Origin of the sequence: Phocaeicola paurosaccharolyticus JCM 15092 (assembly GCF_000613805.1) — a bacterium.
GTDB classification, from domain to species: Bacteria; Bacteroidota; Bacteroidia; order Bacteroidales; family Bacteroidaceae; genus Phocaeicola; species Phocaeicola paurosaccharolyticus.
Map to the genome: position 1 here is coordinate 25,403 of NZ_BAJR01000034.1, position 11,493 is coordinate 36,895.

Annotated in this window: 9 protein-coding genes; 5 read left to right on the plus strand and 4 right to left on the minus strand. The window is 37.7% G+C overall.

The genetic code is table 11. From position 1 onward, the window contains the following. The first annotated feature begins 2 nt into the window (after positions 1-2). From traN to JCM15092_RS12235, 5 genes are read left to right on the plus strand one after another with little or no spacing between them, the layout of a single operon-like run. Positions 3-833 (plus strand): conjugative transposon protein TraN, encoded by an 831-nt coding sequence (gene traN / locus JCM15092_RS12215; protein WP_439645911.1) that lies wholly within the window; start codon positions 3-5, stop codon positions 831-833. Next, positions 833-1,339, plus strand: a complete 507-nt coding sequence (locus JCM15092_RS12220; protein WP_024994916.1) for a hypothetical protein — start codon at positions 833-835, stop codon at positions 1,337-1,339. The genes traN and JCM15092_RS12220 overlap by 1 nt, the downstream gene beginning before the upstream one ends. An 11-nt stretch (positions 1,340-1,350) precedes the next feature. Continuing rightward, complete coding sequence (locus tag JCM15092_RS12225; RefSeq protein ID WP_034542000.1) at positions 1,351-2,016, plus strand: hypothetical protein; 666 nt, start codon at positions 1,351-1,353, stop codon at positions 2,014-2,016. A 6-nt stretch (positions 2,017-2,022) separates the two neighbouring features. Further along, positions 2,023-2,877 (plus strand): hypothetical protein, encoded by an 855-nt coding sequence (locus JCM15092_RS12230; RefSeq protein WP_024994918.1) that lies wholly within the window; start codon positions 2,023-2,025, stop codon positions 2,875-2,877. Between the two features lie 27 nt (positions 2,878-2,904). Continuing rightward, a complete protein-coding gene (locus JCM15092_RS12235) occupies positions 2,905-5,118 on the plus strand; it encodes a type IV secretory system conjugative DNA transfer family protein (protein WP_024994919.1) in 2,214 nt (737 codons plus the stop codon). Between the two features lie 138 nt (positions 5,119-5,256). Here JCM15092_RS12235 and JCM15092_RS12240 read toward each other — a convergent pair whose 3' ends face one another. The 4 genes from JCM15092_RS12240 to JCM15092_RS17950 form a co-directional block, all read right to left on the minus strand. Continuing rightward, a complete protein-coding gene (locus JCM15092_RS12240; protein ID WP_024994920.1) occupies positions 5,257-9,642 on the minus strand; it encodes a GmrSD restriction endonuclease domain-containing protein in 4,386 nt (1,461 codons plus the stop codon). Between the two features lie 29 nt (positions 9,643-9,671). Continuing rightward, complete coding sequence (locus JCM15092_RS12245; protein ID WP_024994921.1) at positions 9,672-10,193, minus strand: exonuclease domain-containing protein; 522 nt, start codon at positions 10,191-10,193, stop codon at positions 9,672-9,674. Further along, positions 10,186-10,434, minus strand: a complete 249-nt coding sequence (locus JCM15092_RS18085; protein WP_464643314.1) for a WYL domain-containing protein — start codon at positions 10,432-10,434, stop codon at positions 10,186-10,188. The genes JCM15092_RS12245 and JCM15092_RS18085 overlap by 8 nt, the downstream gene beginning before the upstream one ends. 279 nt (positions 10,435-10,713) lie before the next feature. Continuing rightward, the gene (locus JCM15092_RS17950; RefSeq protein ID WP_369384659.1) at positions 10,714-11,157 is read right to left on the minus strand and encodes a hypothetical protein; all 444 of its coding nucleotides are present in this window, start codon (positions 11,155-11,157) and stop codon (positions 10,714-10,716) included. Positions 11,158-11,493: the final 336 nt, after the last annotated feature.

Sequence of the window (11,493 nt, forward strand, 5' to 3'; positions counted from 1 at the left end):
AGATGTTTACCGCTATTGCGGTATTTGCAGCCTCTATCAATGGAGTCTTTGCACAGCAGACCTACGAAGAGATGGAACGTCTCACGGTCAATGAACAAGTAACTACAGTTATCACAGCTACCGAACCTATCCGTTTCGTGGATATTTCTACGGACAAGATTGCAGGAGATCAACCTATCAATAACACCATCCGATTGAAGCCCAAGGAAGGAGCACATGAAGATGGAGAAGTATTGGCTATTGTCACTATTGTAACCGAACGCTATCGTACTCAGTACGCCTTGCTTTACACAACTCGTTTGCAGGAAGCAGTTACAGACAAAGTCGTTCAACGCATGGAACAAACGGCTTACCATAACCCAGCTGTCAGTCTTTCAACCGAGGATATGTATCGTATAGCCCGTAATATTTGGTCATCACCGGCTAAGTGGCGTGATGTAAAGACGAAGAAGCATCGCATGGAAATGCGACTGAACAACATCTATGCTGTAGGTGATTATTTCTTCATTGATTATAGCGTAGAGAACAAAACCAACATACGCTTTGACATTGATGAGATGCGATTGAAACTCGCAGATAAGAAAATATCGAAAGCAACGAACAATCAGGTCATCGAGCTTACTCCAGAAATGCAACTGGAACAGACCCAGTCGTTCAAGTATGGCTATAGAAATATTCTCGTAGTGAAGAAACTTACCTTTCCGAATGATAAGATTCTGACTATTGAAATGAGTGAAAAGCAGATATCAGGACGCACCATCAGTCTGAACATTGACTATGAAGATGTGTTGTGTGCCGATAGTTTCAACAAAGTATTACTGGAGGAAGAGTAATGAAGAAGCATCTATTAGCCTTGGTTGCAGTCATCAGTATGGCGACAACCACCTTTGCCCAAAATAACAACCATGTATCATTAGGCGTTGGTCTTCTCTATGAAAACAGTGCTGACCTGACTTTAAGTTACGAGCATGAAACCAAGTATCATAATGCTTGGGAATACTTTGCCAACAGGTGTATCAAATGGAAAGAATGTGAATCATGTGGTCATATCTGCCCTGAATCCTTTTGGAGGAACTACCGTACATGGGGCTTGGGTGTAGCCTACAAGCCCTGTGTGATCCGAACAAGAAATAGTCATGGCAATCTGCGTATCGGAGCTTCGGCTGGATCAGATACAGATGATTTCTTAGGTGGAATCCATGTCGGTTATGAGCAAAATTTTTCACTGAAAGGTGGATGGAAACTCTACTGGCAGGTAAAGAGCGATTGTCTGATTAAGGGTCAGGACTTGTTTCGTACCGGAATTGTCATCGGTGTAAAACTCCCATGTGGTAACTAAATCTAAAAGAAATGAAGAATCAAATTAAAAACATAGCAACTTGTTGGATGGCAGCAATAAGTATTCTGCTCAGTTCCTGTGATGCCCACAAGGATTTCCCCGATACAGCCATGAAAGTCGGACATATTCTGTGTACCGATGAAAATGTGCACTCCATTGAAGAAGTGAAAGCCAAGAAGAAAGAACCCATTGCTGTGGTATTCTATATCAATCAGTCGGAAGATGTTGAAGGAAATGGCTATGCCGTTTACCTGAAAGATGTAAGTCCAACGTCTTTTGCTGATAGTTTAGGAATTATTCAAGGTACTTCTACCAGTGTGACAGCATTAGATGGCAATGCCAATACCTACAGCATCTATAGTACCAAAGATACCTCCTCACCGTTGGCAGAAGAAGTCTTTCAGCTATGGCGATATGGACAAAGTGCCTATATCCCTTCCGTTGCACAGATGAGATTACTATACTCAATGAAGACTGTCATCAATCCCTACATCATTGCTTGCGGAGGAACACCATTACCCGACGAAGCCAATGAATGTTGGTATTGGACATCCACCGAAGTTAAGGGACAAGCCAGCGTCAAAGCATGGCTCTATTCTCTTGAAAGCGGTGGAATGTTGGAAACACCTAAGATTCAAGCACACAAAGCAAGACCTATTGTAACACTAAACAACTAACTAAAAATGAGAAAGAAAAATATGATGATTTTTATCCTGTTTCTATTGTTGGCAGCCTATATCACCGCTGTTATTTGTTATCCACATGAAACGGTCATCTTTACCGTTATTGCAACCATGATATTCTCGACCATCTTCTTAGTGGGTGGCATTATCAACTGCTGTGATAAGCCCTGCAAGTCGAATATCCACTTCAATAAAAAGGTAGAAGTAGATGAAAATAAATACTATGTCATGTCAGCAGAATACAAGACTGCGATGGATAGCTTACTCGATTATAATCAAAAGCTGATTGATTGTAATCTGAAACTAAAGGATCAGCTTGATACAATTTATAGTTGTAATACTGAATATAAAAATATGGTAGCTAAGATGAGTGAACGACAAGAGAAACAAATTGAAGAACAACAAGCAAGAGAGAAGGCGTACCTTCGTCAAATCGAAGAGTTGAAGACTGTGAACGCTGAGTTGCGTGAACTCTTGAAGGAGAAAGAACAACAGGATACCATTCTTCCACCAGTGTTGGTTTCAGAGAATGAAATATCAGTGGATAATGATTCTACAGAAACTGTTATTACTGACAATGACTCAATGGATGGTTGGATTGAATACGGATTACTGGGAAGCAATCTTTATCAGACAGGGTTATCTCTCAAAACCGTAGAAATATTGCAGAATGTAGGCATTGTAAAGGTCGGCGAACTTATTAGCCACACAAAGATGCAGATTGCCAGCATCAATGGCATCGGCGAACAGAAACTGAAAAAGATTGGAGACTTCTTAGCTGATACTAATCTAAATTATGGCACTGAGGTTAGGGAGCGCAATGGTAAATGGTACATCAAAGCAGTAACAGAGTAATATAAACATAACACGATTATTATGGCAATGGAAGAAAGCAAAGAGTTACAGACCGCCTATAAGATATTCAGATCGCTCATCTACGTATCACTCGTACTTGAGTTCTTTATGTACGCCATCGATCCTGCGGTTCTTGACCAATGGAACGGCATAATAATAGATATTCATGACCGAATGAAAAGATGGCTCATCTACAACGACAACAATTTGGTGTATAGTAAGGTGGCTACTTTTCTGTTGGTCTGCATTACCTGCATTGGTACTCGAAACAAGAAACATTTGGAGTTCAATGCTCGTAACCAAGTATTGTATCCATTAGTATCAGGCGTTCTTCTGATTGCCGGTTCAGTTATTCTTTATAATATGGTACATGACGAAGGTGATGGACTGATGGCGAGTCGTCTATACGGCATCCGTCTGAACGTCATCTTCTACATGATACTCACTATCATCGGTACGATACTGGTTCATGTAGCCTTAGACAATATCAGCAAATTCTTGAAAGAGGGTTTGCTGAAAGACCGCTTCAACTTAGAGAATGAGAGCTTTGAGCAATGCGATAAGCTCATTGAGAACAAATACTCGGTAAATATCCCTATGCGCTATTACTATAAAGGTAAGTTTCGCAAAGGTTGGGCGAACATCACCAATCCTTTCCGAGGTTGTTGGGTAGTTGGTACTCCTGGTTCAGGTAAGACATTTTCCATCATTGAACCATACATCCGTCAGCATTCAGCAAAGGGATTTTCGATGGTAGTTTATGATTATAAATTCCCTACTTTAGCACAGAAGCTATATTATCATTACAAAATCAATCAGAAACAAGGCAATACACCCAAGGGCTGTAAATTCAATATCATCAACTTTGTAGATGTAGAATATAGCCGACGAGTGAATCCTATTCAGAAGAAATACATTCAGAGTTTGGCAGCAGCCAGTGAAACCGCTGAAACCCTACTTGAATCCCTACAAAAGGGAAAGAAAGAAGGTGGTGGCGGTAGTGACCAGTTCTTTCAAACATCAGCTGTCAACTTCTTGGCAGCTTGTATCTACTATTTTGTGAACTATGAACGAGAGCCATACGACAAGGATGGCAAAAAACTCTATGCAGAGAAAGCTCAAGATAAGGATACCAAGTTTTGGCGACCTACAGGTGTTGTGCGTGATAAAGAAGGGGGAGAAATTGTTGAACCAGCCTATTGGTTGGGAAAATATTCCGATATGCCCCACATCTTATCGTTCTTAAATGAAAGTTATCAGACAATCTTTGAAGTACTTGAAACCGACAATGAAGTAGCTCCGTTACTTGGCCCATTCCAGACCGCATTGAAGAACAAAGCGATGGAACAGTTGGAGGGTATGATTGGTACATTGCGTGTATATACCAGTCGATTAGCAACAAAAGAATCATATTGGGTGTTCCACAAAGACGGTGATGATTTCGACTTGAAAGTGAGTGATCCAAAGAGCCCAAGTTATCTGTTGATTGCTAATGATCCAGAAATGGAAAGCATAATCGGAGCTTTGAATGCTTTGATTTTGAATCGTCTTGTAACTCGTGTAAATACTGGCCAAGGCAAAAATATCCCTGTTAGTATCCTTGTGGATGAGTTGCCAACCCTCTATTTCCATAAGATAGACCGATTGATTGGTACTGCCCGAAGCAACAAAGTATCTGTAGCATTAGGCTTTCAGGAACTCCCTCAGTTGGAAGCCGATTATGGCAAAGTTGGTATGCAGAAGATTATCACTACTGTAGGTAACGTGGTATCAGGTTCAGCACGAAGTAAAGAAACTCTTGAATGGCTTTCAAATGACATATTTGGGAAAGTTGTTCAACTCAAGAAAGGTGTAACCATAGATAGAGACAAGACAAGCATAAACTTAAATGAAAACATGGATAATCTTGTGCCAGCTTCAAAAATCAGTGATATGGCTACCGGATGGGTCTGTGGCCAAACAGCTCGTGACTTTGTGAAGACCAAGACTGGTATGAGAGACAACATGAACATTCAGGAGGCAGAGGAATTCAAGACAAGCAAGTTTTTCTGCAAAACAGACTTTGACATGGATGAAATCAAGAAAGAGGAACTGGATTACGCTAATTATCCACTCCCTAAATTCTATATTTTCAAGTCCAAAGAAGAGAAGGAACGTATCCTGTACAAAAACTTCTTAACCGTAGGACAAGAGGTTAAGGACATGATAGCAGATGTTCAGAGAAAGAAAAAGGGTTTATAAAAAATATAATTCTCTCATCAGCAAAGTATTCACAATAAAGTTCAGTTCATTTATTTGAGGTCTCTGCAAAAATGAAGCAGAGACCTCTTTTTCTCTATTTAATGTCCATAAGCTTATTCTATTAGTTTTTGGAACTTTCTATTCTGAAGATAACGATTTAGCTATTAAAAGGACTTTATTAAGTTCCTGTATAGCATCTTCTGTTAAACCAGGAAAACTGCACACTTTGTACCACCATGCATTTTTGTCAGAATAAATAGAACCTAAATCCGGACTCTCTTTTTGTATATATTCATTTTTTGTTATATCTTCAGGAACTTTTCTCAAACCAATTTCAATTTCAAGGTCAGAACTTACAGTTGCTGCATACAGCATCCTTGTTTTTGGGGAATAAAAAGCAATAGTTATCCATCTATAATACACACATGCATTTGCGATAGGAACATCGGCATCGCCGTTACAACCATAGCAAGTATATGAAATATTATGATTATGGAAAATATTCTTTATTTTTTCGATGTAATCATTACGAAGATTGAGGGCTTGGGCAATCATAGACTCTAACATTTCTTTCAGAGATTCATGAGTGTCTTCTTGTGTCAGTATACGAGTGTAAAACTCTTTAGATTTGTGTCCCAAAAACTTACTCCAATTAGAATGCATCAATCCTATTGTGTTATTTTGAGCATAATAGCAAAAGCAATAATGCTCATATGTGAAACCAATTTCTATACCACGAATGGAATCATCAAAGCGATTATCCCATCGGAATGTAATATTTGAAAATCCGTTTAAGAGGATATCGGTTATGTGTATATATAGGTCGTCATTGAGTACGAATGATGTTAATCGGTATTTCCATCCATTCCTTTTGGATGCATTGGTAAGCAATAAATCTTTCTCCCAATCGGTGCGAATGTAGTAATCTATAACTCCGTCATTGATAAAGCCTTGAGCAATTTGAATAAGTTGAGTAGCAAGTTTTGTGTGAACTTGCTCATCTTTCAATAAATAGTGTTCTATATAAGTGCGGTTTTCTTTTCTAAGAAAGAAAGAACGTAAGTTGGTATCATTAAAAGATAAGTAATCTTTATAAAAAACCTGACATATCTTATTGTCTGGAATATATGCTATCAAGTCACACATAATTGCACGTTCTGATACAGACTTAGGTACGAGAACTTTAATGTTGGATACTTTTTCTTCGAAGTTAAACCATGGGCCATTCTCTCCAGTATGAAACAAAGGACGTATTGCGCCCTCAAAGAATGCATAACCTTCCAATTCGGTTATGATTTTGAACAATACTTCATTGCCATAAACTGATGCTTTTACCAATTCTTCTTTATATTGATCACTATCAGACAACAATCTTACATCAGAATCCATAGAAAGCAACTCCATCAATCCTATATTATGTTGTTCTGTATGTGTCTGCTGTTGCCTTTTCGTCAATTCTTCAAATAATCGGCAGCAACTGCAAAATGATTTGAAGTCATCAACTGTATTGCGAGCCATATTCCATGCAAAGCGAACCCAATAATGTAAATCGTTGGAGTTTGCGGAGTTAAGCATTATAGCATACATTACAGCTCTTTTGGTATAACTACCATCTAATACAGACCGCCATTCACCATCATTATCTGACCATCGCCAGGCGGGCTCAATCAGCGTATTCCAAGCACATGTAGATTTTAATGATAATAAAGCAGACAAATCATCTAGTCCAATTTCATTGAATGCTTCGACAAAAATTTCTGAAGAAACATATTGGTCAGATGACAATTCGCTAATCTTCCAAAAAATTTCAATCTTATCTTTATATATGTCTTCAGAGAACCCACCCTTCTCACATAATTTTATGAAAAGGAAATTAGCGATAAAGCGTAATATTCCATTATCAGGCAGGCGTGTTGGTTTTGACTTTGCCCAAAATGAATCAATCCAAATTGTATCAATATCACGTTTCCAATTTTCAGGAAGGTGAACTATCTTTTTCTCTATTTCAGCCTTGATATTTTCGAAGGATGTCAGTGGTTTACCTCGCGAATTCATCTTTAAGTAAATGTTTTCGCTGATATTATGTTTGCCCAAATCAAAGAAAGAAAATACAATATTGTCAATATTCGGATAATCAAGTTTTTCGACTTTCACTCTCGTATGAATTACGTCTAACATTCGTAACATACTGTCAACAGTGGGATCCTGCTGCCAGTAATCCATAAACCAAACCGAGTTGATGATAGCTTCACTTGGTTTTGATGAAGGAAAGCCAATCCATTTGTTTATGGTCACAGCATAGCAGAATTCAGTGGCTGCTCGTCTGGTTTCATAAATAAATTTTGGAGAATTTTCCTCATTCCATCGTTTATTACGATAGAGTGAGAGTAAAAACAATGTTGTGAGTCGCTGTTGGCCATCAATAGGAATGAAGGTCATAAGAGAATCTCCTGTTGAGGAGTGACGCTCTTCAACGGTACCAAAAACAATCTGAAAATCAATTTTATGATCAAGTCTATTTGAGAATATATCGTTCAGAATGTTTGTTCGCACATCTTCAGCACGGGCATCTTCATTTTTACTTCGACCCTGTGCATAGTCGCGCTGAATCTTCGGAATAACAATGAAATCATAGGCATCAATTAACTTTGAATAGGTCATTATAGGTAAAGATTTACTTTGCTTATATTCTTGAATTGATGGTGTTTGATTATATTGAAAATCAATAAAACAAGGTGAATTATATGTTTGTGAAGAAGTGTAATTTTCTGATTCTTCCTTTCCTTTTGGTTTTTGTCCAAAATAGTTAGTCAGAATCTCTTCAATGCTCTTAAGGTACTCTTTTCTGTCAATGTCACTCCAGAAATCAAATTTGTTTTCTACATTAATTTTTTCTGCACTTGTAAAGCTCTTTGTGAATACCATCATTGTACATGGAGGTACATAGTATCCCTCTGTTTGCTTTTTTATGACTACACTTCTTTTTCCAGTAAAGAGTTTTCTACCAATACTTTCATTAATATGACTACTCAGTAGTGTAAGATTAGGAAGACTCATAATTGAGTCTTCATTAACAGCAATGAAAGGATCTGCATTTTTCTTCTGTTCTGAGTTTAGGCTTTCTTTTAACTTGTCACCAACTTTAGGGAAAGGCTCATCTATAAAACTACTCATACTACTGGCATAAGCGGCATTGTTTGGAGAGATATGCTCAATATGCCAATTGCAATTATGATAGTCTTTGAAAGAAAATTTCGTAATATCTTTTATTTTGTTTTGCTCACCGGTTTTCTGATTTCCAAGCATAGCAATATTGATAAGGAGCAACAACCTATTGGTCTGTTTTTTGTTGCTGTCATATCTAAAGCTCATAAGAAACGAATTGTCAATTTCTTGATTCCAACCAATAGAACGCATACATTCCAATTTAAGGTAATCTAGAAATTCTGTCTTCGTACCTGCCGTTTCGTATTGTTTGAAAATAGGGGTAATCTCCCTACCTATAGCTCTTAGGTAGCCTATAAGGTTGTGTATTTCAGGATTGGCATACCAACCTTCAAAACAATGGAATATCTGCATACATCTATTCCATTCTTCTGTGGCTTTAGAGATTCTGTTTGATGTGTCCGCTTCACCAACTTTATCCTTGAAATAAAAATACGTGCGATATTTGTCTTCATTATGCCGATTATTGCCGCTTAGAGTCTGCATTAATTCAAAAATGAATCCAATGCATGAGGTTGGCTTTGGAATAGAATTAAGAAATGCCCAAAAGTCATCCTCGCGGAGTCGTCGTTCAACGGCATCAAATTCTTCCGCTAACAGGCTTTGTCTAAGTTTGCCTTCTGTGTTAACAGAACCATAAGAGCCCAAAAATATTGCTTTGATCAACTCAGAATTCGTCAAAGGTATTTTCCCGCTATTTAGATTCTTAAAAGTGTCAAGTTCTCGGTCTTTCTCAACATTATGCCATATAAAACGAAGAGAGTCTATGAAATCAGAAGGAAACTGTTGTTTTGCATTAAACCAATTTAATATAAATAATTTCGCAGCGAATAAATGAAAAAGTTCTACATTCTTTTTGGCTAATTCAAATTTATCCCATTTTCTCTCTACATATTGGTTCCATTTCTTGTGGTTTGAAATATCTTCGCAGTAATCCCCGTTAAGACAATATTTTTCTATTTGATCCAAACAAGCAGGGCGTTCGTATTCCAATTTAAACGGTGTCTTTTTATTCAGACATAGCATAATAAGCCAGATTGTAGTCAAACGTTGTTGTCCATCTACAATTCTATATTGGACACTATTATCATTACCTACGCTTCTTACCACTAATGGTTGTAGACAGTAAAAATCATCAATACATTTATTACATAAGAAATCATGTATATCTTCCAATAAATCTTCCACTTGACTTCTAGTCCATCTGTAGCCACGTTGGTAGCTGGGTATAAAGAATGAATCACCTATTATGGATGAAATTGATAATAATTCGTTGTTATTATGCTTGTTTGTAGACATAGTTTAAATTATTTGACATTATGAAAATGTTATTCGTATAATACACTATCTTCCACCTCTCTAAGAAACAGCCTTGCACACATCTCTGCATCATCACCAGCGCGGTGATGTGTACCTTCAGGGATGTTGAGTTGATCGCAGAGGTAACCAAGGGTATTGCATCCAAAATCATAAACTTGTCGGGCTGTTTTAAGAGAAAATTGCCATTGTAAATCTGGAAGATGTATATGGTAGAGTTCGGCTGAGCGTTCAAGGCAACTGCGGTCGAATGGAGCATTGTGTGCTACAAAGGTATTAAACTCATCGAGGTACAAACGCTCAATCTCTTCCCAGACTTCGGGGAAATAAGGCGAGGTTTCTGTATCTTCGGGCTGAATGCCATGACATTTGATATTCCAATATGAATAAGCATCATCCTCTGGCTGAACCAACCATGAACGTGTTTCTACTACCTCACCATTACGAACAACACAAATACCAACTTCGCAAATGGAAGCTCGTTTAGGTGAAGCGGTTTCGAAGTTAATCGCTATAAAATTCAGATTATTCATGTGACTGTATTTTATAGTATGTCAACATATTTTCTGCGAATCGCTTCATTTCATTACGAACGGATACAGGTTCAATAACTTCGATTTGGTCTGCTTGCGCTAAAAGCATTTGCAAGAAATCATAAGTGGGTCGCACATCGAAAGAGAAAAGAGTAGATTCTTCATCGCTGCTAATTTCTTGCTGTGATGAATGCAATGGAAGGGAACGGAGGTAATCAGGGGCATTCCAATATGCTCGCACTATAATATGCTCTATATCCTCATTTGTATTGGGAATGATGCCACAACAACCATCATAGTAATCCTCGATAGAGAAATCCTTATCAATCTCGAACTTCTTTTGAGTAACAGTTACGTTAGATATTCTATCTAATCCATATACTCGATATATAGGTCTGTCGTAAGTCTTTCCTCTTTTTTCTGCTTCTGTTTTCTTCCAGACATAATATGGATTTCGACCTATAACATACCATCTCTGCTTGAATATGCGAAGATAGTATGGTTCAATCTCGAATTTATTTTAGTAATCCTTTCCGAATCCTTGATGAGTGATTTCAACCACATATCCATTACGCATAGCCTGAGCGAATGTAGTCAGCCAGATGTTGCCAGATGGAACATTTTCAAAAATGATACGTCCTTCTAATTTTTTATCGGCTTGTATTTGATTGAGCGTAGCGTATGAGTCGATTAGCCAACTCCGAAGGCTATCTCCCTCCAATCTTTCCGGTTCATCGATATAGTATTTATAACCACCTTTGACATCACACTCTATATAGACATCAAAGATATCCTTGATTGCCTTGCGGTAATTATGGAATGTTCTCAATGGGAGTTCATCTCCTTCGCCATAACTCAAACAGCTTTCTATCCAAAGATTATTGATCTCCTCAAAAGTCAAGCGTTTGTGTCGCCTGAGGGTATCAATGAGCCAAATGTATCGTCCAAAGATATTTGATGCCATAGTAATTACTTTTAAAGATTAAATACTGCTGCAAAGGTACTTATAATCTATGTAAAATCGTGGCATAGGATTCTAAAAGATTCATCCACAGCCGATAAATCTCCATTTTTGCGTAAAAAATATGCTGTTCACCATCTGTGTTTACTGATTTTGGCTAAAAGATTGTTTGCAATTCCAACAAACCATGTGATTCCATCTTTTTTTAGTTGACCATGAGAAACTAATTCGATTTCCTTTGGCGTATTCGTACAATGCCATAAAACAATTGAAGCATATCATACCCGTTGGCGGAATTAAAAAGATAATATATTGATGTTTAAAAAGTTGTGCATATTA